The 24663-nt window shown below is 65.4% G+C and carries 27 protein-coding genes and 1 tRNA gene; 12 read left to right on the top strand and 16 right to left on the bottom strand.

All coding sequences use genetic code 11. The features are described from left to right. The first annotated feature begins 7 nt into the window (after positions 1-7). Together MTBLM5_RS06530 and dcd are read left to right on the top strand one after the other, a co-directional pair. Positions 8-1378 (top strand): hypothetical protein, encoded by a 1371-nt coding sequence (locus MTBLM5_RS06530; RefSeq protein ID WP_173974956.1) that lies wholly within the window; start codon positions 8-10, stop codon positions 1376-1378. Further along, complete coding sequence (gene dcd, locus MTBLM5_RS06525; RefSeq protein WP_173974955.1) at positions 1369-1986, top strand: dCTP deaminase; 618 nt, start codon at positions 1369-1371, stop codon at positions 1984-1986. The genes MTBLM5_RS06530 and dcd overlap by 10 nt, the downstream gene beginning before the upstream one ends. Here dcd and rnhA read toward each other — a convergent pair whose 3' ends face one another. From rnhA to ispH, 3 genes are all read right to left on the bottom strand, one after another. Further along, positions 1987-2436, bottom strand: coding sequence for a ribonuclease HI (gene rnhA / locus MTBLM5_RS06520; RefSeq protein WP_173974954.1), 450 nt, complete (start codon positions 2434-2436; stop codon positions 1987-1989). Further along, positions 2433-3413, bottom strand: coding sequence for a homoserine kinase (locus MTBLM5_RS06515; RefSeq protein WP_173974953.1), 981 nt, complete (start codon positions 3411-3413; stop codon positions 2433-2435). The genes rnhA and MTBLM5_RS06515 overlap by 4 nt, the downstream gene beginning before the upstream one ends. Positions 3414-3522: 109 nt before the next feature. Further along, positions 3523-4467: a 4-hydroxy-3-methylbut-2-enyl diphosphate reductase gene (gene ispH / locus MTBLM5_RS06510; protein ID WP_173974952.1), complete on the bottom strand. Its 945-nt coding sequence runs from the start codon at positions 4465-4467 to the stop codon at positions 3523-3525. Between the two features lie 111 nt (positions 4468-4578). Between ispH and MTBLM5_RS06505 the strand changes: the two genes are divergently transcribed. Next, entirely contained in the window at positions 4579-5109 is a 531-nt protein-coding gene (locus tag MTBLM5_RS06505; RefSeq protein WP_173974951.1) for a hypothetical protein, read from the top strand. A 3-nt stretch (positions 5110-5112) separates the two neighbouring features. Here the strand turns inward: MTBLM5_RS06505 and MTBLM5_RS06500 are convergent, their stop codons facing one another. Together MTBLM5_RS06500 and MTBLM5_RS06495 are read right to left on the bottom strand one after the other, a co-directional pair. Further along, positions 5113-5547: a hypothetical protein gene (locus tag MTBLM5_RS06500; protein WP_173974950.1), complete on the bottom strand. Its 435-nt coding sequence runs from the start codon at positions 5545-5547 to the stop codon at positions 5113-5115. A gap of 8 nt (positions 5548-5555) precedes the next feature. Next, positions 5556-5825, bottom strand: coding sequence for a hypothetical protein (locus tag MTBLM5_RS06495; RefSeq protein WP_173974949.1), 270 nt, complete (start codon positions 5823-5825; stop codon positions 5556-5558). 141 nt (positions 5826-5966) lie between these two features. Between MTBLM5_RS06495 and MTBLM5_RS06490 the strand changes: the two genes are divergently transcribed. Next, positions 5967-6401 (top strand): MaoC family dehydratase, encoded by a 435-nt coding sequence (locus tag MTBLM5_RS06490; protein ID WP_068497718.1) that lies wholly within the window; start codon positions 5967-5969, stop codon positions 6399-6401. 4 nt (positions 6402-6405) lie between these two features. Here the strand turns inward: MTBLM5_RS06490 and MTBLM5_RS06485 are convergent, their stop codons facing one another. From MTBLM5_RS06485 to MTBLM5_RS06455, 7 genes are all read right to left on the bottom strand, one after another. Beyond that, complete coding sequence (locus MTBLM5_RS06485; protein WP_173974948.1) at positions 6406-6897, bottom strand: GNAT family N-acetyltransferase; 492 nt, start codon at positions 6895-6897, stop codon at positions 6406-6408. After that, positions 6869-7426 carry a hypothetical protein gene (locus MTBLM5_RS06480; protein ID WP_173974947.1) on the bottom strand — a complete coding sequence of 186 codons (558 nt, stop codon included), beginning with the start codon at positions 7424-7426 and terminating at the stop codon, positions 6869-6871. Before MTBLM5_RS06480 ends, MTBLM5_RS06485 begins: the two co-directional genes overlap by 29 nt. Then, positions 7423-8559: a succinyl-diaminopimelate desuccinylase gene (gene dapE / locus MTBLM5_RS06475; protein ID WP_173974946.1), complete on the bottom strand. Its 1137-nt coding sequence runs from the start codon at positions 8557-8559 to the stop codon at positions 7423-7425. Before dapE ends, MTBLM5_RS06480 begins: the two co-directional genes overlap by 4 nt. Next, on the bottom strand, positions 8556-9398 hold the full coding sequence (dapD, locus tag MTBLM5_RS06470) for a 2,3,4,5-tetrahydropyridine-2,6-dicarboxylate N-succinyltransferase (RefSeq protein WP_173974945.1): 843 nt from the start codon (positions 9396-9398) through the stop codon (positions 8556-8558). The genes dapE and dapD overlap by 4 nt, the downstream gene beginning before the upstream one ends. A 111-nt stretch (positions 9399-9509) precedes the next feature. Next, a complete protein-coding gene (locus tag MTBLM5_RS06465) occupies positions 9510-9692 on the bottom strand; it encodes a hypothetical protein (protein WP_173974944.1) in 183 nt (60 codons plus the stop codon). Between the two features lie 130 nt (positions 9693-9822). After that, the gene (locus MTBLM5_RS06460; protein WP_173974943.1) at positions 9823-10008 is read right to left on the bottom strand and encodes a hypothetical protein; all 186 of its coding nucleotides are present in this window, start codon (positions 10006-10008) and stop codon (positions 9823-9825) included. Positions 10009-10147: 139 nt separating this feature from the next. Then, positions 10148-10840, bottom strand: a complete 693-nt coding sequence (locus MTBLM5_RS06455; protein WP_173974942.1) for a pyrimidine 5'-nucleotidase — start codon at positions 10838-10840, stop codon at positions 10148-10150. 130 nt (positions 10841-10970) lie between these two features. On the opposite strand from MTBLM5_RS06455, the gene MTBLM5_RS06450 reads away from it, so the two are divergent. Both MTBLM5_RS06450 and MTBLM5_RS06445 read left to right on the top strand, forming a co-directional pair. Further along, positions 10971-12650, top strand: a complete 1680-nt coding sequence (locus tag MTBLM5_RS06450) for a diguanylate cyclase domain-containing protein (protein ID WP_173974941.1) — start codon at positions 10971-10973, stop codon at positions 12648-12650. 10 nt (positions 12651-12660) lie between these two features. Further along, a complete protein-coding gene (locus MTBLM5_RS06445; RefSeq protein WP_254430937.1) occupies positions 12661-13929 on the top strand; it encodes a DUF2336 domain-containing protein in 1269 nt (422 codons plus the stop codon). Between the two features lie 18 nt (positions 13930-13947). Here MTBLM5_RS06445 and MTBLM5_RS06440 read toward each other — a convergent pair whose 3' ends face one another. Genes MTBLM5_RS06440 through MTBLM5_RS06430 form a run of 3 tightly spaced genes read right to left on the bottom strand, consistent with a single transcriptional unit; the run spans position 13948 to position 17235 of the window. Next, positions 13948-14190: a hypothetical protein gene (locus MTBLM5_RS06440; protein WP_254430936.1), complete on the bottom strand. Its 243-nt coding sequence runs from the start codon at positions 14188-14190 to the stop codon at positions 13948-13950. Positions 14191-14248: 58 nt separating this feature from the next. Next, on the bottom strand, positions 14249-17026 hold the full coding sequence (gene polA / locus MTBLM5_RS06435; protein WP_173974939.1) for a DNA polymerase I: 2778 nt from the start codon (positions 17024-17026) through the stop codon (positions 14249-14251). Between the two features lie 5 nt (positions 17027-17031). Next, complete coding sequence (locus MTBLM5_RS06430; RefSeq protein ID WP_173974938.1) at positions 17032-17235, bottom strand: zinc-finger domain-containing protein; 204 nt, start codon at positions 17233-17235, stop codon at positions 17032-17034. Between the two features lie 52 nt (positions 17236-17287). Between MTBLM5_RS06430 and MTBLM5_RS06425 the strand changes: the two genes are divergently transcribed. From MTBLM5_RS06425 to MTBLM5_RS06415, 3 genes are read left to right on the top strand one after another with little or no spacing between them, the layout of a single operon-like run. Continuing rightward, the gene (locus MTBLM5_RS06425; RefSeq protein ID WP_173974937.1) at positions 17288-18229 is read left to right on the top strand and encodes an ABC transporter ATP-binding protein; all 942 of its coding nucleotides are present in this window, start codon (positions 17288-17290) and stop codon (positions 18227-18229) included. Next, positions 18226-19209: an alpha/beta hydrolase gene (locus tag MTBLM5_RS06420; RefSeq protein WP_173974936.1), complete on the top strand. Its 984-nt coding sequence runs from the start codon at positions 18226-18228 to the stop codon at positions 19207-19209. The genes MTBLM5_RS06425 and MTBLM5_RS06420 overlap by 4 nt, the downstream gene beginning before the upstream one ends. A gap of 48 nt (positions 19210-19257) precedes the next feature. Further along, entirely contained in the window at positions 19258-19851 is a 594-nt protein-coding gene (locus MTBLM5_RS06415) for a hypothetical protein (protein WP_173974935.1), read from the top strand. Positions 19852-19973: 122 nt separating this feature from the next. On the opposite strand, the gene MTBLM5_RS06410 is transcribed toward MTBLM5_RS06415, so the two are convergent. Next, the gene (locus tag MTBLM5_RS06410) at positions 19974-21488 is read right to left on the bottom strand and encodes a UbiD family decarboxylase (protein ID WP_173974934.1); all 1515 of its coding nucleotides are present in this window, start codon (positions 21486-21488) and stop codon (positions 19974-19976) included. A 130-nt stretch (positions 21489-21618) separates the two neighbouring features. On the opposite strand from MTBLM5_RS06410, the gene MTBLM5_RS06405 reads away from it, so the two are divergent. The 3 genes from MTBLM5_RS06405 to MTBLM5_RS06395 all read left to right on the top strand — a co-directional run bounded on the left by MTBLM5_RS06405 (position 21619) and on the right by MTBLM5_RS06395 (position 24660). Next, a complete protein-coding gene (locus tag MTBLM5_RS06405) occupies positions 21619-23391 on the top strand; it encodes an HD family phosphohydrolase (protein WP_173974933.1) in 1773 nt (590 codons plus the stop codon). 98 nt (positions 23392-23489) lie between these two features. Further along, positions 23490-23573 (top strand) — tRNA-Leu (locus tag MTBLM5_RS06400). A 256-nt stretch (positions 23574-23829) separates the two neighbouring features. Then, positions 23830-24660, top strand: coding sequence for a LysM domain-containing protein (locus MTBLM5_RS06395; RefSeq protein ID WP_173974932.1), 831 nt, complete (start codon positions 23830-23832; stop codon positions 24658-24660). The last annotated feature ends 3 nt before the right edge of the window (positions 24661-24663 follow it).

Here is a 24663-nt window from a genome sequence, read left to right as displayed (position 1 = left end):
TCGACTTGTGACGCAGCCTCCCTCGCTTCAGGATATTATCCGTGGACAACGTGATATTGTCCTGAGACGCATCCAGGCTCTCCTGGATGAAGTCGATGAGCTCAGAGGGGAAGTCATTCCCCAAGCCGCCACGAGCCGTGTTCTGGATGAAATGGCGTCCCGCCTGCACGTCGGCAAACGAATGGCCGAAGGTGGGGTGGCGATGGTCACGGACCACACCTCATTCAAGATCAAGCGCGAGGCACTGTTCGCTCTTTCGGTCCAGGTGGCTGGCTATGCCCCTTTGCTTGGCTTCCTGCGACGCTCGGCGCATGAACGAAACTCTTACGAGTTCTACGGCCCCCTTGTGGACCTTGCCCGCAAGTTCCTGGGCGATGAAACCGATGTCGTCCTATCCTCGGAGTGGGACAGTTCCCCATTCGCCCGCTACTCCGACCTGCATATCGATGACCTGCAGGTTGTTTTCGTCGGCCTGCCGGTGACTGAAGCAGCCAATCCGCTTGTCATCCCCCTGGCCGGCCATGAACTCGGCCACGTTCTGTGGTCGAAACTCCGATCAGAGGCCGATGCCCTGGATTCCGGCATCGAGAGCGTCTTGAAGAAGCCTCGCTCCGCAGACCGGGACAAGGTCTTGGCCGGGGCGCGCGCAAAGGCGGACAAGCACCCTTACCTTACCATTCGCAAGGCGATCAAAGACAACCTGGTTTCGGCGAAGAAGGACGGGTTAAAAAAAATTTCTCCTGACGCACCAGAAATAGGCGCAATTCTCGACACAGTCATCAATCAAGTGGAGGAGGTATTCTCAGATATCGTCGGATTACGTTTGTTCGGCGCATCATATCTATACGCATTCCACTACCTTGTTTGCCCTGGCATCAGCAGGAATTACAACCACAACTACCCGGCCACGACCCACCGCTATCAGGTGATGATAAAGACGCTGGAGATGCTGGGTGGGATCGGGAAGCTGGCTCTGCCTGAAGGAACGGATTGGTGGCATGAAATCGACCCTCCCACTCCCGCGCAAATGAGTGACGAGTTCTATGGCAAATCCGTCATCGACAGCATCCACGAGCTGCTGGTCAATCAGGTAATCACATGGTTCGGAGAACGATGCCTTCCGCTGCCCACTGACTTCGATGCGGCGAAGTTAAAGACCCGCCTTGCGCTTGGCGCTCCGATCAACGCCCGAGAAGGCGAGAATCTTGCCCGAATCATTCTGGCCGGCTGGATGGCGCGGAATGATTCCGCGGTCTTTCCCGCCGGTCATGGACTGCATCTTCGCCGCGAAGTGGTGATCAACGAGCTGATCTTGAAATCGATCGAGCTTCTGGAGATCGAGGGGCTTTACCAGCAGGAGCGCTCATCATGCTGCTGACCACCCGAGAGATCGCAGATTGTATCGATGTCAAGGACAGCCCGGATCCTTTGATCGTCGAGCCAGCCTTGGACCTGGACGCCCTGCGTCAGTCCCATTCATCGTCGTTCGACGTTCACCTGGGTCGGTGGTTCTTGATCCCGCGCATCGCCAAAGCGCCTGCTATCGACTCCGATGATCAGGTCGAGGGTGGAGCGCCTCTTCGCGCGCTGATGACCAAGACTTTTGTGCCGTTCCGCAAGGAATTCCACCTTCACCCCGGTAGCTTTGTACTCGGGGCCACATTGGAGTGGGTCCGTTTGCCGGGAACACTTGCCGGTCAAATTCTAGGCAAATCGTCCTGGGGTCGCAGGGGATTGGTTGTTGAGACCGCGTCGATGATTCACCCTGGATTCACAGGATGTCTGACCCTCGAACTGACCAATCTCGGCGAGCTGCCCGTCGTATTGCGACCAGGAATGCCGTTAGCCCAAGTATCACTCTTTCAGGTCACCAGAGAAGAGGGCGTCACCGGGGGGCGTCTTGGCGGCTATCGGCGCCCTGCATTGGGAGAGGTGAAAAGCGACACCTTGTCCCGTGCACTTTTCCCGCCCCCCAAAAGGCGATAATCACCCACCCCGGGCCATGGCCACGCCCTCGCGGGCCAACTGGTCGGCGCGTTCGTTCTCGGGGTGGCCGGCATGGCCCTTGACCCAAAGCCACTCCACCTGATGGCCGGCGCGGGCGGCATCCAGGCGTTTCCACAGGTCGTCATTCTTGACCGGCTTGTTGTCGGCGGTCCGCCAGCCCCGTTTCTTCCACGAGAACATCCACTCGGTGATGCCCTTCATCACGTACTGGCTGTCGGTGGTGACCACCACCTTGCACGGCCGGGTCAGCGCCTCCAGCGCGGCGATCACCGCCATCATTTCCATGCGGTTGTTGGTGGTGGGGTTCTCGCCGCCCTTCAGCTCCTTCTCGGTGCCCTTGAAGCGCAGGATGGCGCCCCAGCCGCCCGGGCCGGGATTGCCCGAGCAGGCGCCGTCGGTGAAGATCTCGACCGCGGGTTGGTCGTTCATTCCAGACCGTAGGCGGCGGGGCTGGTGATGCCCTGGTGGAAGCGCAGCTTCTTCAGATATTCCAGCGGGTCCTTGCGCTTGACGAAGGCCCCTTCCGGCGTGTTCAGCCAGTCATAGGTGCGGGTCAGCAAAAAGCGCATGGCGGCGCCGCGGGCCAGCAGCGGCAGGGCTTCCAGCTCGTCGGCCGACAAGGGCCGCACCTTGCGGTAATTGCCCAGCATCAGCCGGGCCTTGGTGGCGTTGAAGGCGCCATCGGGTTCGAAGCACCAGGCGTTCAGGCAGATGGCGATGTCGTAGGCCAGAAAGTCGGTGCAGGCGAAATAGAAGTCGATCAGGCCCGACACCCGATCTTCCCGCGTGGTCCGGTCGGCCAGGAAGAACACGTTGTCGGGAAACAGATCGGCATGGATCAGGCCCGAGGGCAGGGATTTCGGCCAGTGGGCTTCCAGCGCGTCCAGCTCGGCCTCGATGAAGGCGGCCAGGCCCGGGCGGATCTCGTCGGCGCGGTCCTTGACCTGGGCGAACAACGGGCGCCAGCCGGCCACCGACAGATTGTTGGGCCGGGTCATGGCGAAGTCGGCGCCCTTCTGGTGCATCTCGGCCAGGGCGCCCCCCAGGGCGGCGCAATGGCCCAGGCCCAGCCTGCGCGCCGACATCCCCTTCAGGAAGGTCACCATCGCCGCCGGACGGCCGCACAATTCACGCAAGGCCTTGCCATCGGCGCCATGCAACGGCGTCGGACAGACCAGGCCGCGCGCCGCCAGATGTTCCATCAGCCCCAGGAAGAACGGCAGATCGTCGGGATTCACCCGCCGCTCGTACAGGGTCAGGATATAGGGGCCGGTCTCGGTCTGGACCAGGAAGTTGGAATTCTCGACGCCTTCGGCGATGCCGGTGAACGACACCAGTTCGCCGATGCCGTAAGCGGCGACGAACTCTTCCATCTCTTCGTCGGAAACTTCGGTATAGACCGCCATTGATCCCCTCGGGCGCCGTCATTGGCCGGGAAGGTACGATGTTGACGCCACTTACTCAAGCCCGAGCGGCGACTGAGCCGCCCGGCACGGGCCGCGCCTCGCGCCGGAATCAATCCAGCAATTGAGCCGGCAGCTTGAAGGCGATGGTCTCGTCGGTGACCTTGACCTCTTCGATGGTCACGGCGAAATGGGCGCGGGCGGCGTCGATCACCTCTTCCACCAGCACTTCCGGGGCCGAGGCCCCCGCCGTGATGCCCAGGCGGCTGATGCCGGCCAGGCCGGACCAATCGATTTCGGCGGCGCGCTGGACCAGCAAGGACTTGGCGCAGCCTTCCCGGGCCGCCACTTCCACCAGCCGCTTCGAGTTCGAGGAGTTGGGGGCGCCGATCACCATCACCGCATCGCATCGGGCGGCGATGGTCTTGACCGCGTTCTGGCGGTTGGTGGTGGCGTAGCAGATATCGTCCTTCTTCGGTCCGACGATGGCCGGGAAGCGCCTGGTCAGCACGGCGACGATGGAAGCCGCGTCATCGACCGACAGCGTGGTCTGGGTGATATAGGCCAGATGGTCGGGATGGGCCGGCTGCACCGCTTCGGCGTCGGCGACGCTTTCGACCAGCATCACCGCGCCCTCGGGGACCTGGCCCATGGTGCCGATCACTTCCGGGTGGCCCTTGTGACCGATCATGATGATCTGGCGGCCGAAGGCGTGGTGGGCCTCGGCCTCGCGGTGGACCTTGGTGACCAGCGGGCAGGTGGCATCCAGATAGGACAGGCCGCGCGCCTCGGCCGCATTCGGCACCGATTTGGGCACGCCATGGGCGGAAAACACCACCGGCACGCCGTCGGGCACTTCCGACAATTCATCGACGAACACTGCACCCTTGGCCTTCAAGGAATCGACGACGAAGCGGTTGTGAACAATCTCGTGGCGGACATAGACCGGCGCCCCGTACTTGGCGATGGCCGCCTCGACGATCAGGATGGCGCGATCGACGCCGGCGCAGAAACCGCGCGGGCTGGCAAGCACGATGGTCAGCGGCGGCAAGGTCATGGTCGGGTTTTCCGTCAAACGTCGTTGCGGGCAGCGCCCGCCTTCTCTAAAGTCGCCCCGACCAATGCCACGGATGCCTGCCCCTCCTCAACGGCTTTTCCGAGATCATCGATGAAACTTCGCCCGCTTCTGCCGTTTGCCGCCCTGGCCCTGGTGCCGGCGCTCGCCTCTTGCTCGGTGTTCCAGAAGAAGGAGCCGCCGCCCTGCCCGCCGGTCTATATCCTGGGCGATGCCGGCACGCTGACCAAGTACAAGGACGGCAAGGGCCGCGACCTGACCGACGTCGAGTTCGAGGCCGAGATCACCGGCTTCCAGGGCGACTGCAAATATGACGAGAAGGGCGCACTGGTGGAAATCCAGGTGTCGTTCTCGATCAAGCGCGGCCCCGGCGATGCCGACCGCAAGGCCGAGTTCACCTATTTCGCCGCGGTTCCGCTGTTCTATCCGGCCAAGGATGCCAAGGCGGAATTCCCGCTCAGCGTCGAATTCCCGCAAGCGACCAATTATGTCCGCTATACCGACGAGCCGCTGGTGCTGCGCATCCCGGTCAAGGATTCCGACATCATCCAGAATTACGAGATCTATCTGGGCTTCCAGGCCACCCAGGAGCAGCTCGAGCGGAACCGCCAGGGCCGCAAATAGGCGCTACCTTTCGCGCCGCAGGATGAAGCGGACGTGCTCGCCCCGCTTGTTGGTGGCGAAGCCGTAAAGCTTGCCGCCGTCCGACAGCACCCCTTCGAACTTGAAGACGCCCTCGCCCCCCGACAAGGCGACGGTGCAGCCGCTGGCCTGATCGACCAAGCCGCCGATCTGGGTGCCGTCGGTCCAGCCGAAATCGTTGGCGATCGATCCCTTGCGATCCATCGCCCAGGCCAGGCGGCCATCCTTGCGGGCGAATTCCCATTTGGTCTGCGGCGCCACCCAGCGCCCGACCAGCCATTCGCCGTTATTGGCGATGGTGGTGTCGCAGATCGCCTCGGGCAGCGGTTCGGGCGGGCCGGCCTTGGGGAATTGCGGCAAGTCCTGGGCAAGCGCCGGCACGGCCAGCAGCATGGCGGTCAGGCAGATGGCGAGACGCATCCTGGTCCTCACTTTCGGATCGGAAAGTAGCCGCGGTCACGCATGCAGCCGGCGGTCAGGGCATCCATCTGCTTGCGGGCACGGGCGCGGTCATAGTCTTTGAACAGCGAGTCCTCGCTGGTGTCCTGATAGCCGACCTGGGAGTCGGACCAGCGCCGGCAGCCGTTCCAATCGGTCCGCCACTGATCCTGCGGCACGTTCGGATTCTGCCATGGCACCGCAGGCTGGGCACAGCCGGCCACGGCCGAGATCAGGACGATGGAAGCGAAACGGCGCATGCAAACCTTCTAAACCCAAGAAATTCGGCGCCATTCGGCCACAGTGCGGCCGGGCACGCAACCCCGGAATCGTCATTTGTGGCGTCCCGGCGCGCGGTCTATACTGCAACGCAATCACCGCCAATAAGGGGAGACCAGCAGATGAGCGGCGAAACTTTGAACGGCCTTTATTTCGAGGATCTGAGCGTCGGCCAGTCGGCGATCTTCGCCAAGACCGTCACCGAAGCCGACATCGTCGCCTTCGCCGGGATCTCGGGCGATTTCAACCCGGTCCACATCAACGAGGAATTCGCCAGCCAGACCATGTTCAAGGGCCGCATCGCCCACGGCATGCTGTCGGCGGCCTTCATCTCGACCGTGTTCGGCACCAAGCTGCCGGGCCCGGGCTGCATCTACGTGTCGCAGCTTCTGAAGTTCAAGGCCCCGGTGCGCATCGGCGACACCGTCACCGCCCGCGTCGAGCTGACCGCCCTGGTGCCGGAAAAGAAGTTCGCCACCTTCCGCACCACCTGTTCGGTCAAGGACAAGGTGGTGATGGACGGCGAGGCCACCTTGATGGTCCCGTCGAAGGGCTAAATATCTAAAGCTTCAGAACCATGGCGAGGGCGGTGCCGTAACTGGCGCCGCCCTTTCCCGTTTCAATGAACCCCAGCCCCGCCCAGAAGGCCGGCGATTCGCCCACCGCCGTCAGGGCGATACGGGGCAGTCCGTTGGCGCGGGCCACCCGGGCCAGGTCCGCCACCGCCGCCCGGCCCAAGCCCAGGCCGCGCGCCTGGGGCAGCAGGGCCAGATCGTGCAGGTACAGGCAATCGGGGTCGGCCGGCAATCGGTCCAGGACGGTATCCAGCGCCGGCGCCCAGCCAAGCCTTCCGGGATGGGCCAGGCAATAGCCGCCCCCGCCCGCCGCCATCAGGCAGCCGGCCGGAAACAGCGCCAGACGGTTGGCGAACACTTCGGCGCGTTCGGGATGATCGACATGGACGATGTCGGCGATGACCTGAACCCGGGCCAGATCGGCCGCCCCCATCGGCCGCCAGACGGGCTCAGCCGCCGGCGATGCGTTCGGCGACATTCTTCAGCAACCCGGCCAGCAACACATCCAGCAGAACGATGCCGGCGGCGGTGCCCAGATTGACCTTCAGCGCCACATGGGCGACGAAGGCGCGATAGATCAGCATCAGGATGGTCAGGGCCTGGGCCAGCAGGGCGGTCGCCGCCATCGGCGCCAAGGTGGCGAGGACGGCGACGGGGAACAAGATGCCGACCTGCACCACCGCCGACCAATTATAGGCGACGACATAGCGGGCCCACTGGCCGCCCCGACCCAGCGTCGCGGCGATATAAAACATCACCAGCGGAAAGGCGGTCCAGTCGATGACATAGGCGATCAGCTTGACCGCCAATTGGCGCGGCCCGGCATCGGCGAACTCGCCGGCCAGCAGGTCGAGCCCCAGGAAGGCCGGCGCCACCAGCACCGCCGCCCAGAACGACTTCAAAAAGCCGTCGTCGCTGTCGTCGAACCATTCGATGCCGGCCGGATTGCGCTTGGCCAGCAGCCAAGCCCCGGTGATGCCGCGGGCGATTTCGTCGGCGGTGATCATTCTGCCTCGAAAAAGCGGTCGAGGACCGCCTGGTAGATCTCGGTCAATTGCTCGAGATCGGAGAGGGCGACGTGTTCGTCGACCTTGTGCATGGTCTGGTTGATCAGGCCGAATTCCAGCACCGGGCAATGGTTCTTGATGAAGCGGGCATCCGAGGTGCCGCCCGAGGTCGAAAATTCCGGCCGCAGACCGGTGATGCGCTGGACCGCGTCGGACACCGCCGCCGACAGCGGGCCGGGCTGGGTCAGGAAGCTCTCGCCCGACACCTCGATCGCACAATCGTAATCGCCGCCGATCTCGGCCAGGGTGCGCCGGATCCATTCCTCGAGCGAGGCGCTGGAATGCAGGTCGTTGAAGCGGATATTGAAGCCCGCGCGGGCCTGGGCCGGGATGACGTTGGTGGCTGCATTGCCCACGTCGATGGTGGTCAGCGCCAAGGTCGAGGGCTGGAACAAGGGCGAGCCATGATCCAGCGGCTCGGCGGTCAGACGGCGCAGCATGTCCAGCAGGCGCGGGATCGGGTTGTCGGCCAGATGCGGATAGGCGGCGTGCCCCTGGGTGCCGTGGACGGTGATGCGGGTGTTCATCGAGCCGCGCCGGCCGATCTTCAGCATGTCGCCCAGACGGGCCGGATTGGTCGGCTCGCCGACCACGCAGGCATCCAGCGTCTCGCCCCTGGCCGTCAGCCAGTCCAGCACCTTGACGGTCCCATCGACGGCCGGGCCTTCCTCGTCGCCGGTGATCAGCAGGCTGACGGAATCGGCATTGTCGCCGCGCCGGGCGATGGCGGCGACGAAGGCGGCGATGGCGCCCTTCATATCGACGGCGCCGCGCCCATACAGCCGGCCATTCATCACCTGGCCGGCGAAGGGATCGACGGTCCAGCCGGCGCCGGGCGGCACCACGTCGGTATGGCCGGCAAAGCAGAAATTCGGCCCCGCCGTGCCGCGCCGGGCGTACAGGTTTTGGATCGGCGGCCCGCCGGTGGCGGATTCGATCCGGTGACAGGTAAAGCCCAAGCGCTCCAGCCAGCCGGCCAGCAACCCGATCGCGCCCGCATCGTCAGGGGTGACGCTGGGGCAATGGATCAGGCCGGCGGCCAGGCCGACGGGGTCGGTGAGGACCGTGGTCAATCGCGCAACAATTCGTTGATCGACACCTTCGAGCGGGTCTTTTCATCGACCCGCTTGACGATGACGGCGCAATAAAGGTTGGGGCCGGGGGTGCCGTCGGGGAACGGCTTGCCGGGCATGGTGCCCGACACCACCACCGAATAGGCCGGAACGCGGCCATAGAACACCTCGCCGGTGGCGCGATCGACGATCTTGGTCGACTGGCCCAGATAGACGCCCATCGACAGCACGGCGCCTTCTTCGACCACCACGCCCTCGGCCACCTCGGCGCGGGCGCCGACGAAGACGTTGTCCTCGATGATGACCGGGCCGGCCTGCAGGGGTTCCAGCACGCCGCCGATGCCGGCACCGCCCGAGATATGGACATTGCGGCCGATCTGGGCGCACGAGCCGACGGTGGCCCAGGTGTCGATCATGGTGCCGGTATCGACATAGGCGCCGACATTGACGAAGCTGGGCATCAGCACCACGCCCGGCGCGATGAAGGCCGGCCGGCGCACCACGCAGCCCGGCACGGCGCGGAAGCCGTGGGCCTTGAAGGTGCCATCGTCCCAGCCCTCGAACTTGGTGGCCACCTTGTCGTACCAGGTCGAGCCGTTGGGCGCGCCGGCGACCGGCGCCGAATCGTTCAGGCGGAAGGACAGCAGCACCGCCTTCTTCAGCCACTGATTGACCACCCACTTGCCGTCCAGCTTCTCGGCGACCCGCAGATGTCCGGTGTCGAGCATGCCGAGCGCCGTCTCGACGGCGTCGCGGATCTTGCCGGTGGTCTGGGCGTTGATGCCGTCACGGGCCTCCCAGGCGGCGTCGATGTCGGACTGAAGTTGGGCGAAGCTCATGGGGTCGTGTCCTTGAAGGGCGAGAAATCACAGGCCGAAACATAGCGCTTCGGCGCTCCAAGTCAACGCGCGCCCGCGTAGGGTCACCCCTGCCCGCCGCGGGTGGGATCGTCACAGGATGGTGAATTGCCGCAGCAAAATCACATAATGGTGCGGCCCGAACGTCCGCGACCGCATGCAATGGACGATATAGGCAAGGCCCTTGGCGTCCTTGAGGGAGCGGTCGATTCGCGACACCACCTCGTCGCGCAGTTTCCGCGCCTGCTCACCCCGGTCGGCGACGGATGCATCCATGTGGCTCTTCAACTGCTCGCAGGCCAGCCAGAGCGACAGATGCTCGTTGACGCAGGCGAACTGTCGGTCGTCGTTGGTGTGCGCGATCCTGATGGGCTTCGGCCCTGGTGGTCACGGCGTGCCCCACTGCTTATCGTTCGGACGTCTCGCGATCCAGACGGTCGCAGGTCAGGTCAAACAGGCGCCCCAGATAGGACAGGTCCTCGCCTTCGTTTTCCGGTTCCATGATCAGCCCCTTGGCCGCCATCCGCGCACGAATGGCCTGCCGCGCCTCGTCAGGCAGCGTCCGGGGAAATACGGTCTCGCCGTGGCTCATGGGACACCCTCGGAAAATTCAGAGGCAGCAGCATACCGATGCGCATCGAAAAATCAAGGCTTGGCAGACGTTTCGCATCCGCAAGTTGCTTGCCACTCACCCGGAACACGCTACTACAAACGAATCCAGGGCGGAAGCATCATTTTCCGCCTGCCTGGACCATGCGCAGCCAGGCGACCAGATCATCCACCACGTGATCGACATGGGCCAGATCGGTATCGTCTTGCATCACCACCTTGGCATCGGGGTGGTCGTCCTGGCGGACCCACACCGTGGTCATGCCGATGTCGAAGGCGGGTTTCAGGTTCCGATGGATGTCCTCGACCATCGCCGCCGCGCGCGGGTCGAAGGCGAAGCGCGCCACCATGTCCAGATAGCATTCCGGCTGCGGCTTGGGCACATAGCGGGCCGCCTCGATGTCGAAGATGCCGGAAAAATGCTGGCCGATGCCCAGTTGCGCCAGGACCTTCTCGGCATGGCGCTCGGAACCGTTGGTGAAGATCAGCTTGCGCCCCGGCAGTTGGGCCAGCGCCCGATCCAGATCGGGGGCAACGGCCAGCACCGAATGGTCGATGTCGTGGACATAGTCCAGGAAATCCTTGGGCTCGAGCCCATGCACCAGCATCAGCCCGCGCAGCGTGGTGCCGAATTCGCGGTAATAGCGCTTCTGCAGGGCGAAAGCCTCGCCCAAGGGCATGTGGAGCCGCTCGGAGATGAAGCGGCGCATGCGCACATCGATCTGCGGAAACAGGCTGGACGAGGCCGGATACAGGGTGTTGTCGAGGTCGAACACCCAGGTTTCGATCTGGTCGAGGGGACGGGTCGCGGTCATGGCCGACAGGGTGCGGCTTTAGCCGCCGAAAAGCAATGGCCGCTCGCGTTTCGGGGGTGTTTGGCCGCCATACTTATGGTACTTCGTGGTAAGACGTTTCGATGATCGGATGGGCGGGAATCCAAGTCGCATGAGTTCGGGCCAAGAAACCAGACCCCAAAGGCCGGTCGAGCCGCAGCGCCGCTCGGTGACGCTGGGCGATAGCGCCTTGGCGGCCTATCCGGGTCCGGCCCTGGTGCTGACCCGCGACGGCGCGGTGGTTCAGGCCAACCGGCGCGCCGAGCCGCTGCAGGCCGCCATCGCCGGAAACCGCCTGAAGAACCTGCCCGCCCTGCTGGCCACCGCCGAAGGCCAGCCGGCTGCGACCATCGAGACCCTGGCCGCCCCCGGCGGCGGCGTGTTGATCCTGGAATTGTCGTCGCTGCCGACCGAGGACAACCACCTTCTGATCCTGGGCCGCGACGTCACCTTGGAGCGCAACCTGCGCTCGGCCCTGGTGGAATCGCGCCAACGCTACAAGGATCTGGTCGAGATCAGCTCCGACTTCGCCTGGGAAGTCGGCGCCGACGGCCGCTTCGTGTTCGTCAGCCCCAAGGGGGCGCTGGGCTATGCCGCCTCGGAACTGGTCGCCCACCATCCCAAGGAATATTCGGCCTCGACCGACCACACCACCGCATTGCCGTTCCTGGCCTCGATCTCGGTCGAGGATGCCGAGGTGTGGATGCGCCAGGCCGACGGCTCGGAAGCCTGTCTGCTGGCCTCGGCCACGCCGATCCTGGGCGAGCAGGGCGAATGGATCGGCGCGCGCGGCATCTGTCGCGACGTCACCCAGGAACGCCTGCGCGACGCCGCCCTGTCGCGCGCCAACAGCCGCGAGCGTCTGCTGTCCTATATCGTGCGCACCATCAGAGACGAGGTCGATCCCGCCGACATGCTGCGCGCCGCCGCCGAGGCCACCGCGCGCGCCCTGGGGGCCACCGGCTGTCAGATCTTCCGCATCCATCCCGAAGCGTCGGATTTCGCCCTGGCCGCCCAATACGGCGAAGGCGGCGACGAGAAGACCATCCTGGACAGCTTCCTGGAATCCGACCATTTCGACGATGCCATCGGCGGCTGGAACGTGTTGGCCACGGTCAGCCGCTACCGCGCCTCGATCAACGGGGCGGTCCTGCTGTGGCGTGACCCCTGCCGCCCGGGCTGGAGCGACGACGACCGCCTGCTGATCGACGATGTCGCCAACCAGGTCGGCCTGGCCAACGAGCAGATCGCCAACCACGAACGCATCTTGAAGCTGTCGCGCACCGACAGCCTGACCGGCCTGTTCAACCGCCGCGCCTTCTTCGAGGAAATCGCCCGGCGCTTCAACCGCCTGTCGCGTGAACACCGGCCGGCCGCCCTGATCTATGCCGACCTGGACAATTTCAAGGCGGTCAACGACGTGCACGGCCACCAGACCGGCGACCAGGCCCTGCTGGCGGTGCGCGATCTGCTGCTGCAATCGACCCGCCCGATCGATCTGGTGGCGCGGCTGGGCGGCGACGAATTCGCCATCTGGCTGGAAGGCGCCGAGGAACATATCGCCATCCAGCGCTGCACCGACATGCTGGAGGCCAGCAAGGAGCTGGTCCGCTATTCCGGCACCCCGGAAAAGAAGCTGGCCATGAGCCTGGGCGTCGCCGTCCATGGCGGCCCCAGCCATGAAACCCTGGAAGAGCTGATCGCGCGCGCCGACAAGGCGATGTACGAGGTCAAGCGCGACGGCAAGGGCCACTGGCGCCTGGCCCCGCCGCCTGGCGCGACCGGAGGCTGAGCCCATGGTGATGAGCCTGCTGAAGCGCCTGTTGGGCGGCGACCGCAAGGTGACCTATGAAGAAGCCCGCGACCTGGCCGCCGACCCCGATCCGGCTGTGCGCTCGAAGCTGGCCGGCCACCCCGAGATGCGGGCCGAGATCCTGTATTTCCTGGCCGAGGATTCCGACCCCGACGTCCGCCGCCTGGTCGCCGCCAACCCGGGGACCCCGGCCCAGGCCAACCTGCTGCTGGCCCGCGACATCGACGCCGCCGTGCGCCAGGACCTGGCCATGAAGATCGCCCGGGTCGCCCGCGGTCTGACCGCGCAGGAACAAGACCGCCTGCGCCGCGCCGCCTACGAGGCGCTGGAAACCCTGGCCCGCGACCAGATCACCCGGGTCCGCGAGATCCTGTCCCAAGCCCTGAAGGACGTCGCCGACGCCCCGCCGGAAGTGATCGGCCGGCTGGCCCGCGACGCCGAAATCGCCGTGGCCGGCCCGGTGCTTCAATATTCGCCGGTGCTGACCGACGAGGATCTGCTGGAAATCATCGCCTCCAGCCCGATCCCCGGCGCGCTTACCGCCATTTCCAAGCGCGACGGCGTCAATGTGCGGGTGGCCGACGCCATCGCCGCCACCGACGACACCGATGCCATCGCCGTCCTGCTGGGCAATGCCAGCGCCCAGATCCGCGAGGAGACCCTGGACCGGCTGGTCGATCGCGCCGTCGATATCGAGGCCTGGCACCAGCCGCTGGTCAACCGCCCGTCGCTGCCGTCGAAGGCGGCCATCAAACTGGCCCGTTTCGTCGCCGCCAACCTGCTGCAGGGCCTGGCCTTGCGCAACGATCTCGACACCGCCGCCACCGCCGCGGTGGCCGCCGCCGTCAGGAAGCGCCTGGACGAGCTCGAGGTCCAGGGCCCGGCCAAGGGCGAGGCCAAGCGCGCCGCCGACGAAGAGGCGGCCCTGATCCGCGCCCGTCACCTGCACGCCCAGCACCAATTGAACGAAAGCACCATCGACACGGCCCTGTCGGGCAACGACATCGCCTTCGTCACCGCCTCGCTGGCGGTGCTGGCCGAGTTGTCGCCCAAGGTGATCAAGAAGACGGTCGAGACCCAAAGCGCCAAGGGCATGGTGTCGATCGCCTGGAAGGCCGGGCTGTCGATGTCCTTGTGCATGACCCTGCAAAGCCGACTGCTGAAGCTGCCGGCCAGCCGCACCCTGCACGCCCGCGACGGCGGCTTCCCGCTGTCGCCCGACGAGATGACCTGGCAGTTGGAATTCCTGGCGGATTGACGGTCGAGGGGCGCGCCCCTACCCCCGCAGCGCCTCGATCTTTTCGCGGATGACGTCGATCCGTTCGACCAGGGCGACGATGCCCAGGGTGTCCTCGATGCGGGCCCGTTCGGCCATCAAGGCATCCAGTTCGGCACCGCTCTTGCCCTTCATGCGGACGTTCAGATCTTCCTCGACCAGGGCGTACTGGTCCATGGCGTTGTCCAGCAGCTGGTCCAGCCGCTTCTTTTCAGCGGTCAGGAAGGCCAAATCCTCGGTCACGATCGCATCCCTTCCACCGAACCCCGCCTCCATACTATTGGAAGGGGAGGCAGGCCCGTCAATGGGCAAGAGCCCAGGATGGACCTGTTCCGGTTTCCACGACCAAAGGCACGCTTAGGCTCGCCGCCTGCTCCATCACCTGCTTGACCAGGGAGGCGGTGGAGTCCAGCTGGGCGTCGGGAACCTCGAACACCAGTTCGTCATGGACCTGCAGCAGCATGCGCGCGGTCAGTCCGGCCGCCGCCAGTTCGCCCGGCAGGCGGATCATCGCCCGCTTGATGATGTCGGCGGCGCCCCCTTGGATCGGGCCATTGATGGCGGCCCGCTCGGCGAAGGCGCGCAACGCGCCGTTCTTGTCCTTGATGCCGGGCGTCCACACCTTGCGGCCGAAGGGGGTGACCACGAAGCCTTTGGCCCGGGCTTCCTCTTTGGTGGTCTCCATGAAGGTGCGGATTTCCGGATAGCGGGCGAAATAGGCCTCGATATAGGACTTGGCCTCGCCGTTCGAGATGCCCAGCTGGTTGGCCAGCCCGAAGGCCGAGATGCCGTAGATGATGCCGAAATTGATCGCCTTGGCGCGGCGGCGTAGGGCCGGATCGATGCCTTCGACCGGCACCCCGAACACCTGCGAGGCGGTGATGGCGTGGATGTCGTCGCCGTGATGGAAGGCCTCGATCAGGCCCTTGATGCCGGCGACATGGGCCACCAGCCGCAGCTCGATCTGCGAATAATCGGCCGACAGCAGGGTATGGCCGGGGGTGGCGACGAAGGCGGTGCGGATCTTGCGGCCTTCCTCGGTGCGGATCGGGATGTTTTGCAGGTTGGGGTCCGACGACGACAGCCGCCCGGTGGTGGTCACCGCCAGGGCATAGCTGGTGTGGACCCGGCCGGTATTGGGGTTGACCTGGGCCTGCAGCGCGTCGGTATAGGTGCTTTTCAGCTTCGACAATTGCCGCCAGTCCAGCACCCGGGCCGGCAGCACATGCCCCTGGGCGGCCAGTTCTTCCAGCACGTCGGCGCCGGTGCCCCACTGGCCGGTCTTGGTCTTCTTGCCGCCCGGCAGGGCCATGTCCTCGAACAGCACCTTGCCCAGTTGCTGCGGCGAGCCGACATTGAAGGCGGTGCCGGCCAGGTCCTGGATCTCGGCCTCCAGCACGGCGATGCGGCCGCCGAATTCCGCGGACAGCCCGGCCAGCACGGCGCCATCGACCTTGATGCCGGCCGCTTCCATCGCCACCACCACCGGCACCAGCGGGCGTTCCAGCGTCTCGTAGACGGTGACCATGCGCTCGGCCAGCAGGCGGGCCTTCAGGAAGCCGTGCAGGCGCAGCGTGATGTCGGCGTCTTCGGCGGCATAGGCCAGCGCCTTGTCCAGCGGCACCCGGTCGAAGGTGATCATGGTCTTGCCGCTGCCGCACACCGCCGAAAAGGCGATGTTGGTGTGGCCGCAATGCAATTGGGCCAGTTCGTCCAGCCCGTGGCCGTGGCTGCCGCCATCCAGCACATAGGACAGCAGCATGGTGTCGTCGATGGGGGCGACCGACAGGCCGGCCTGGGCCAGCACCTGCAGATCGTACTTGATGTTGTGGCCGACCTTCAGCACCGAGCGGTCGGCCAGCAAGGGCGCCAGCGCGGCCAAGGTCTGGGCGCGGGGCAGGATGTCGGGGGCCTTGGGGGCGCCCCCATCGCCCAGCAGCAGCGAGCCCTGGGCCTCGCCGGTGGTGTGCTTGACCGGGATATAGCAGGCCCGTCCCGGCGCCACCGCCAGCGACAATCCGACCAGTTCGGCGCGCAGCGGGTCAAGACCGGTGGTTTCGGTATCAAGGGCGACGATGCCGGCTGCGGTGGCCGCCTCGACCCAGCGGGCCAGGGCGTCAGCGCTGGTCACCAGTTCGTAATCCTGGCTGACCCGTTCCACCGGCGGCGGCGTTTCCGGCACCGGGGCGGCGTCTGGCGGCTGTTGCGGGGCGTGGGCCTTGACGCCCAGGCGGGCCATCAGGCTCTTGAAGCCCTGGGCGGCCAGGAAGGCGGCCAGCTCGGCCGGGTCGGCCCGTCGCTTGGCGAAGCCTTCCAACGGCTCGACCCCCGGCACGTCGGTCTTCAGGCGCACCAGCTCGCGGCTCATGCGGGCGGCATCGGCGTTTTCCAGCAAGGTCTGGCGCCGCTTGGGCTGCTTGATCTCGCCTGCGCGGGCCAACAAGGTGTCGAGATCGCCATATTCGGCGATCAATTGGGCGGCGGTCTTGATGCCGATGCCCGGCACGCCCGGCACGTTGTCGGCGCTGTCGCCGCACAGGGCCTGGACATCGACCACACGATCGGGGGCGACGCCGAACTTTTCCGCCACCTCGGCCACGCCGATGGTGCGGTTCTTCAAGGTGTCGAGCATGGTGACGCCGTCGCCCACCAGCTGCATCAGATCCTTGTCCGACGAGACGATGGTGACGCGCGCACCGGCCGCCACCGCCTGGGCGGTATAGGTGGCGATCAGGTCGTCGGCCTCGAAGCCGTCCATCTCGACCGAGGGGACGTTGAAGGCCCTGACCGCCTCGCGGATCAGCGGGAACTGGGGCACCAGCTCTTCCGGGGCGGGCGGGCGGTGCGCCTTGTAGGCGGGGTAGATATCGTTGCGGAAGCTCTTGCGGGCGGCGTCGAAGATCACCGCCACATGGTCGGCGTCGGTGTCGTCCAACAGCTTCATCAGCATGGTGGTGAAGCCGTAGACGGCGTTGACCGGAACCCCGTCGGGCCGGGTCATCGGCGGCAGACCGTGGAAGGCCCGGAAGATGAATCCCGAGCCGTCCACCAGGAAGACGTGACGAGGAGCGTCCGCCACCGGAATCAATGCCCGCCGAGCTTGGCGCCCTCGGCCAGCACGAAATTGCGCGAGCAATAGGGGCAGGTCACCTGGCGGTCGTGGCCGAGATGCAGATAGACCAGCGGATGGCCCAGCGGACCGCCGCCGCCGTCGCAGCCGACCGAGGCGGACTCGACGGTGATGGTCTCGAACTGGGGGGCCTTCTGGGCAGCCGGGGCGTTGGACATGATGGATGATCCGTTGACCGTTGAAACCGGCGGATGATACCCATTGCTGACGATGGAGCAAACACTTCCCGACAACGCCGTCCACGCCGACGGCCTTTCCAAGGTCTATGCCGGCAGGCAGGGCCGCAAGCAGGCGCTGAACCAGGTGTCGCTGGCGATTCCCAGGGGCTCGTTCTTCGGCCTTTTGGGGCCGAACGGCGCCGGCAAAAGCACCTTCATCAACATCCTGGCCGGGCTGGTGATGAAAAGCGCCGGGACCGTGGCGGTGTGGGACCGGGATATCGACAAGGACCCGAGGGGCGCCAAGGCGGCCATCGGCGTGGTCCCGCAAGAGCTGAACCTGGACCCGTTCTTCACGCCGCGCGAATTGCTGGAGGTCCAGGCCGGCATGTACGGCGTGCCCAGACCTGAGCGCCGCACCGAGGCGATCCTGGAAGCCGTCGGCCTGGCCGACAAGGCTGATTCCTATGCCCGCACCCTGTCGGGCGGCATGCGCCGCCGCCTGCTGGTGGCCAAGGCGATGGTGCACAATCCGCCGGTCCTGGTGCTGGACGAGCCGACCGCCGGCGTCGATATCGAACTGCGCCAAAGCCTGTGGGCGATGATCCGCCAGTTGAACACCGCCGGGACCACCGTGGTCCTGACCACCCATTACCTGGAAGAAGCCCAGGAATTGTGCGACCGCATCGCCATCATCAACCAGGGCCGTCTGGTGGCCTGCGACACCACGCCGAACCTGCTGGCGCGGATGGATTCCAAGGCGGTGGTCCTGACCCTGGACCGGCGTCCCGAATCCGTGCCAGCCGCCCTGGCGGCACTGGCCCCCGAGATCAGGCCCGACGGACGGCTGGTCATCCGCTATCAGCCGTCGGTGCTGCCCATGGGCAAGATCCTGGATCTGGTGCGCGAGGCCGGGCTGGTCATCCAGGACCTGTCGACCGAGGAAGCCGACCTGGAAGACATCTTCCTGCAACTGACCTCGTCCAAGGCATGAGGCGGCTCAATGTCCTGCTGTTCGCCCTGCTGCTGTCGGCTTGCGCCGCCGTGAGCCACCCGCCCGGCCCACCGGTGGTCACCCCCGCGCTCGCCCCCGATCATCTGCTGATGGCCGACGGCGCCCGCCTGCCGCTACGCCAGTGGCTGCCGGCCGGGCCTCCCAAGGCGGTGATCGTCGCCCTGCACGGCATGAACGATTACTCGAACTTCTTCGACGAACCGGGCGCGTATCTGGCCGGGCTGGGCATCGCCTCTTATGCCTATGACCAGCGCGGCTTCGGCCAGGGGCCGCATCCGGGCACGTGGTCATCGACCGAGGCCATGGCCGACGATTCCGCCACCGCCATTCGCCTGTTGGCGGCCAAGCATCCCGGCCTGCCGGTGTTCGCCCTGGGCGAAAGCATGGGCGGGGCCGTCTTGATGGTGATGGAAGCCCAGGGCCGCACGCCCGCGGAAATGACCGCGAAAATTTTGTCGGCGCCCGCGGTGTGGGGCCGCGCCGCCATGCCGTGGTACCAGCAGGCCGTCCTGTGGCTGGCCTATCATGTCGCGCCGGGCTGGAAGCCGTCGGGGCGCGGGCTGAACATCCGCCCGTCCGACAATATCGAGATGCTGAAGAAGCTGGGCGCCGACCCCTTGGTCATCAAGGAAACCCGTGTCGATGCCATCAAGGGGGTGGTCGATCTGATGGACCGCGCCGCCGAACTGGCCCCCAAGGTCTCCGGCCCGACCCTGGTCCTGTATGGCGAGAAGGACGAGGTCATCCCGGCCGAGCCGACCTGGCGGGCGATCCGCGCCCTGCCCGGCTTGGGACGCGACCAGCAGGTCGCCCTGTACGCCCAGGGCTGGCACATGCTGCTGCGCGACCTGCAGGCCAAACTGGTGCTGGACGACATCGCCGCCTGGATGGCCGACCGCGCCGCCCCCTTGCCGTCGGGCGCGGATTCCCGGGCGCGGGCGCGGCTTTCCGACAGATGATGCGCACATTCACCTTGCGCTAAACTGCCCGCGAACCACCGGGGGATCATGATGTTCCGTCACTTGCTGGCCGCTTTTTTGCTGTTGTCGTCGCCCGCCCTGGCCGCCGACAGGGAATTCGACCTGGGCTTCGCCCGGCCGGGCATGATGCAGGGCCAGTTCCGCTTCGGGGCCTGGCCGCCGGGCATGGCGGTCTATTGCAGCGACGACCCCGACAAGCCGGGCACCTTGGGCAAGCTTTTGACCATGCCGCAACAGATGACCAATATGGGGGCGACCCGCTGCGCCCTGTTGTCCGTCGACGACAAGGGGGTGTGGAGCCAGGCCAAGCGCAAGATCGCCGGCCAGCCCGGCCAGATGGCCGCCACCTTCGGCCCCGATGCCGGCGGCACCCGGCGCATGGTGCAATTGTTCATCGAGTTCCCGCGCGCCGGCTTCGCCGACCTGGGCAAGTTCCTGACCAGCCGCTTCGGCGCGCCGCAGGATCAGGGCGACACCCTGATCCGCTGGAAAACCCCCAAGCAGGAAGCGGTCCTGGTGCACGAGGACGGCGACACCGCCACCTTGATGATGTTCGACCTGGTGCTGCAGGCCCAGATGGACGCGAAGATGCAGGCGATGGCCCCGGCCGCCAGGAAGTAACCGCTCGTGTGGTGATTCTGAAATTTGCAGAAGGCTGCGAATTTCAGAATCACCACACAATTCAACAAATGAGTGGCCTGCTTATCCCCGGAATTCGCGATGCGAATTTCGGGGGCAGGACACTATTTCCAGATCGGCTTGCCCGATCCGGGCAGGCCGTATTCCCCCCAGCGCCTGGTCACCTGATCGACGATTTCTTGGGCCATGGTCAGCTTGACGCCCCATTCGCGATGGGTCTCGGGCGGCCATTTGTTGGTGGCGTCCAGCCCGATCTTGCCGCCCAGGCCCGATTCGGGGCTGGCGAAGTCCAGATAATCGATGGGGGTGCCCTCGACCACGGTGATGTCGCGGGCCGGGTCCATGCGGGTCGAGATCGCCCACATCACGTCCTTCCAATCGCGGCAATCGATGTCGTCATCCACCACGATGACGAACTTGGTGTACATGAACTGCTTCAGGAAGCTCCAGATGCCGAACATCGCCCGCTTGGCGTGGCCGGGATAGGCCTTCTTGATGGACACCACGGCGATGCGGTAGCTGCAGCCTTCGGGCGGCAGCCAGAAATCGACGATTTCCGGGAATTGCTGGGTCAGCAGCGGAATGAACACCTCGTTCAGGGCTTCGCCCAGCACGCTGGGCTCGTCCGGCGGGCGTCCGGTGAAGGTCGACAGATAAATCGGGTCCTTGCGCATGGTGATGGCCGAGACCTTGAAGACCGGGAAATCCTCGACATTGTTGTAATAGCCGGTGTGGTCGCCATAGGGGCCTTCCGGCCCGGTCCGGTCCAGCAGGACATGGCCTTCCAGCACGATTTCCGCATTGGCCGGCACCTTCAGGGGCACCGTCTTGCAATCGACCAGTTCGACCTTCTTGCCGCGCAGCAGGCCGGCGAACTGGTATTCCGACAAGGTCTCGGGGACCGGGGTCACGGCGGCGATGATGGTGCCGGGATCGGCCCCGATCACCACGGCGGCCGGCATCGGTTCGGACTTCACCTGCTTCCAGCGGTGGAAATGCTGGGCGCCGCCCCTGTGCTTCAGCCAGCGCATCAAGGTTTCGTCCTTGGCGGTCACCTGCATGCGGTAGATGCCCAGGTTGAAGGCGTCGCGCTTGTCCTCGGGCGGGTTGGGGCCTTGGGTCACCACCAGCGGCCAGGTGATCAGGGGCGCCGGCTCGCCCGGCCAGCAGCCCTGGATCGGCAGCCGGCCCAGATCGATCTGATCGCCGGTCAGCACCACCTGCTGGCAGGGCGCGTTGCCGACCGTCTTCGGCTTCATCGCCATGACATTTCGGACCAAAGGCAGCATTTCCAAGGCTTCGCGCCAGCCGCCCGGCGGCTCGGGCTGCTTGAGGAAGGCCAGGGTCTCGCCCACCTCGCGCAACTGGCCGGGCTCGCGGTCCATGCCCCACGCCACCCTTTCCACGGTGCCGAACAGGTTGACCAGCATCGGCATGCCGTAAGCGCTGCCGTCGGCGCGCACAGGATTCTCGAACAAAACCGCCGGGCCGCCCTCGGCCAGCAGGCGGGTCTGGATCTCGGTCATCTCCAGGGACGGCGACACCGGCACACCGACACGCACAAGTCGGCCCGTGCTTTCCAACCTGGAGATAAAATCGCGCAAGGAATCGTGGGGCAAGGAGACCTCCGGCAGATGGCGCCCCATGGAAGCGCGAAGCGAGCGGAAAGGTCAACCTTGGCCTTGGCCTTGTGCGCGAGAACGGTTACCCTTAAATATTGCCCTGGGCAGGGATGAGGGAGTTGCGCACATGGCCGCGGCATCGCAGGAACAGCGATATCGGACGCTGATCGAGTTGGGTATCGCCCTCTCGGCCGAGCGGAATCACAACCGGCTGATGGAAAAGATTCTGCTGGGCGCCAAGTCGATGACCAACGCCGACGGCGGCACGCTGTATCTGGTCACCGAAAAGAAGGACGCGCTGAAGTTCGAGATCATGCTGAACGACACGCTGGACGTGGCGATGGGCGGCACCACCGGCAAGCCGATCCCGTTCCCGCCGCTCAGGCTGCATGACGATCAGGGCGTGCCCAACCACAAGAACGTCTCGAGCTACTGCGCGCTGTCGGGCACCACCGTCAACATCACCGACGCCTACGACGTCGACAAGTTCGACTTTTCCGGCACCAAGGCCTTCGACGCCAAGACCGGCTATCGGTCGAAGTCGTTCCTGACCGTGCCCTTGAAGAACTACGAGAACGAGGTGATCGGCGTCCTGCAGCTGATCAACGCCCGCGACGCCAAGAACACCGTCATCGCCTTCGGCCCCGACATCACCCCGCTGATCGAGGCCCTGACCTCGCAGGCGGCGGTGGCGCTGGACAACCAGCGCCTGATCGAAGCCCAGAAACATCTGTTCAAGAGCTTCATTCAAGTCATCGCCGGCGCGATCGACGCCAAGAGCCCCTATACCGGGGGCCACTGCAATCGCGTGCCCGCCCTGACCGCCATGCTGGCCAAGGCGGCCTGCGACCAGACCGAAGGCCCGTTCGCCGACTTCGACCTGACCGAGGACGAGTGGTACGAACTGGAAGTCGCCGCCGGCCTGCACGATTGCGGCAAGGTCACCACGCCGGAATACATCGTCGACAAGGCGACCAAGCTGGAAACCATCTACAACCGGATCCACGAAGTGCGGATGCGGTTCGAGGTGATGAAGCGCGACGCCGTCATCGATTATCTGCAGGCGGTCATCGCCGACGAGAAGCCCGAGGCCGAGTTGAAGGCCGAGATGGAAGCCCGCCTGGCCCAGTTGGACGAGGATTTCGGCTTCGTCGCCGAATGCAATGTCGGCGGCGAGTTCATGGCGCCCGAACGCATCGAGCGCCTGAAGCAGATCGCCGAGATGACCTGGGTGCGCACCATCGACGACCATCTGGGTCTGTCCATCGACGAGATGAAGCGCCGCAAGCCGGACGAGCCCAAGCCGCCGGTGGTGGAAAAGGTGCTGGCCGACCACGACTGGCACATCATCCCGCACGAGGCGACCATCGACTGGAGCCGCTATGACGAGGAGGGCTTCACCATGAAGCCCTGCGCCAACAAGTACAACCAGGGTGAAATCTACAATCTGTCGATCGGCCGCGGCACCCTGACCGCCGAGGACCGCTTCAAGATCAACGAGCACATCACCCAGACCATCTTGATGCTGAAGGCCCTGCCCTTCCCCAAGAACCTGACCCGGGTCGCCGAATGGGCCGGCGGCCACCACGAACAGATGAACGGCCGCGGCTATCCCAAGGGCCTGATGCGCGAGCAGATGAGCGACCCGGCCCGCATGATGGCGGTGGCCGACATCTTCGAGGCGCTGACCGCCGCCGACCGCCCCTACAAGAAGCCCAAGACCCTGTCGGAATCCCTGAAGATCATGTCGTTCATGGTCAAGGATGCCCACATCGACCCCGATCTGTGGGTGCTGTTCCTGCAGTCCGGCGTGTGGAAGGACTATGCCGAGCAATATCTGAAGCCCGAGCAGATCGACGACGTCGATATCTCGAAATATCTCCCCAAGGCCGCCCCGTAGGACGGCCGCCCCACCTCGCGCACACAGCCCGAGCGGCGTCTGAGCCGCCCGGCACGGGCGCGCCCCAGGCAAAATCTTGAGCCGCCACGGCGGATCAAGGGGACGTGGTGAAACGGTAAACACTGGCGACTTAAAATCGCCCGGCTTCGGCCTTGCGGGTTCAAGTCCCGCCGTCCCCACCAACTTTCAGACGAACCCGCAAGGGTGTTGGTTTTGCAGGCTGCGCCTGCGCGGGTTCAAGTCCCGCATTCCTCACCAATTTTCAGACGCCCGATGCAGGTTCATGGCGCCGTGAAGAAGCGGCCCCACCGGCGCGCGTAATGTAACATGGTATTTAAGTTCTACTTTTTCCCTTTTTACTGGCCGGTATCAGTGCCATCCTGGGGCCGGATCGACCGTTCGGCCGATACCGACGAAACCAGGGCGGGGGGGCTGATCATGACCGAGGGCTTGAAGTACACCATCCAACCGGGCGATTCCTATTGGTCGATCGCCCAGGCCGTCAATGGCTGCCAGGGCGTCACCGCCGACCAGATCGCCGCCGCCAATCCCAATATGCCGGCATCGGCGCTGCAGGTCGGCCAGACCATCGTGATCCCCGCCGGCTCGCAACCGCAGCCGCAGCCGGTCGCGGCCGCCAATATCGGCTATTGGCGCCGGACCTGGCTGAGCGTCACCCCGCCGGCCGGGGCCAATCTGGGCATCGCCTTCAGCGGCTGGACCGATCCCGACCAGGCCCTTTCCAACAGCGCCGCCACCGTCGCCGGCCTGGTGGGCACCAAGTATCTGGGCCTGGGGGGCGGCAATGAAAACGGCCGTTTCAGCGCCGACCTGCTGCAAAAGATCAATTCCGCCATCGCCGCCGGCAGCTTTGCCGCCTATCAGGGCCTGGCCTATGACGTCGAGGAAGGCGACAGCGGCCTGTCGGTGCCGTTCGCGCAATCCTTCGCCGCCGCCAAGGCCGCCGGTCTGAAGGTCCTGGTCACCGTCAGCCATTCGGGGCCCTATGGCATCGCCGACGCCGCCCAACTGATGGAAGGCTTTTTCCAGGACGGCAATATCGACTTCCTGTCGCCGCAGCTCTATACCTCGGGCAGCGAAACCGCCAACGATTGGGCGACGACCGCCGGCGTGACCTGGCAAAGCTATGGCACGGCCAAGGCGGCGGTGATCCCCAGCATCGTCACCGCCTCGCTTTATGCCGACGCGAAGACAGTCTTGGCCCAGGCCGGCGTCACCACCCAGGGCTACGTCGTCTGGAACTGCTGAAAC

Source organism: Magnetospirillum sp. LM-5 (genome assembly GCF_902729445.1).
GTDB lineage: Bacteria > Pseudomonadota > Alphaproteobacteria > Rhodospirillales > Magnetospirillaceae > Magnetospirillum.
Note: the sequence above shows the minus strand (reverse complement) of the source record. Positions and strands in the feature narration are given on the sequence as shown.

Coding starts and splice junctions, on each gene's coding strand:
- dcd (WP_173974955.1), top strand. CDS start 1,369: ATGCTGCTGACCACCCGAGAGATCGCAGATTGTATCGATGTCAAGGAC.
- rnhA (WP_173974954.1), bottom strand. CDS start 2,436: ATGAACGACCAACCCGCGGTCGAGATCTTCACCGACGGCGCCTGCTCG.
- MTBLM5_RS06515 (WP_173974953.1), bottom strand. CDS start 3,413: ATGGCGGTCTATACCGAAGTTTCCGACGAAGAGATGGAAGAGTTCGTC.
- ispH (WP_173974952.1), bottom strand. CDS start 4,467: ATGACCTTGCCGCCGCTGACCATCGTGCTTGCCAGCCCGCGCGGTTTC.
- MTBLM5_RS06505 (WP_173974951.1), top strand. CDS start 4,579: ATGAAACTTCGCCCGCTTCTGCCGTTTGCCGCCCTGGCCCTGGTGCCG.
- MTBLM5_RS06500 (WP_173974950.1), bottom strand. CDS start 5,547: ATGCGTCTCGCCATCTGCCTGACCGCCATGCTGCTGGCCGTGCCGGCG.
- MTBLM5_RS06495 (WP_173974949.1), bottom strand. CDS start 5,825: ATGCGCCGTTTCGCTTCCATCGTCCTGATCTCGGCCGTGGCCGGCTGT.
- MTBLM5_RS06490 (WP_068497718.1), top strand. CDS start 5,967: ATGAGCGGCGAAACTTTGAACGGCCTTTATTTCGAGGATCTGAGCGTC.
- MTBLM5_RS06485 (WP_173974948.1), bottom strand. CDS start 6,897: ATGTCGCCGAACGCATCGCCGGCGGCTGAGCCCGTCTGGCGGCCGATG.
- MTBLM5_RS06480 (WP_173974947.1), bottom strand. CDS start 7,426: ATGATCACCGCCGACGAAATCGCCCGCGGCATCACCGGGGCTTGGCTG.
- dapD (WP_173974945.1), bottom strand. CDS start 9,398: ATGAGCTTCGCCCAACTTCAGTCCGACATCGACGCCGCCTGGGAGGCC.
- MTBLM5_RS06465 (WP_173974944.1), bottom strand. CDS start 9,692: ATGGATGCATCCGTCGCCGACCGGGGTGAGCAGGCGCGGAAACTGCGC.
- MTBLM5_RS06460 (WP_173974943.1), bottom strand. CDS start 10,008: ATGAGCCACGGCGAGACCGTATTTCCCCGGACGCTGCCTGACGAGGCG.
- MTBLM5_RS06455 (WP_173974942.1), bottom strand. CDS start 10,840: ATGACCGCGACCCGTCCCCTCGACCAGATCGAAACCTGGGTGTTCGAC.
- MTBLM5_RS06450 (WP_173974941.1), top strand. CDS start 10,971: ATGAGTTCGGGCCAAGAAACCAGACCCCAAAGGCCGGTCGAGCCGCAG.
- MTBLM5_RS06445 (WP_254430937.1), top strand. CDS start 12,661: ATGAGCCTGCTGAAGCGCCTGTTGGGCGGCGACCGCAAGGTGACCTAT.
- MTBLM5_RS06430 (WP_173974938.1), bottom strand. CDS start 17,235: ATGTCCAACGCCCCGGCTGCCCAGAAGGCCCCCCAGTTCGAGACCATC.
- MTBLM5_RS06425 (WP_173974937.1), top strand. CDS start 17,288: ATGGAGCAAACACTTCCCGACAACGCCGTCCACGCCGACGGCCTTTCC.
- MTBLM5_RS06420 (WP_173974936.1), top strand. CDS start 18,226: ATGAGGCGGCTCAATGTCCTGCTGTTCGCCCTGCTGCTGTCGGCTTGC.
- MTBLM5_RS06415 (WP_173974935.1), top strand. CDS start 19,258: ATGATGTTCCGTCACTTGCTGGCCGCTTTTTTGCTGTTGTCGTCGCCC.
- MTBLM5_RS06405 (WP_173974933.1), top strand. CDS start 21,619: ATGGCCGCGGCATCGCAGGAACAGCGATATCGGACGCTGATCGAGTTG.
- MTBLM5_RS06395 (WP_173974932.1), top strand. CDS start 23,830: ATGACCGAGGGCTTGAAGTACACCATCCAACCGGGCGATTCCTATTGG.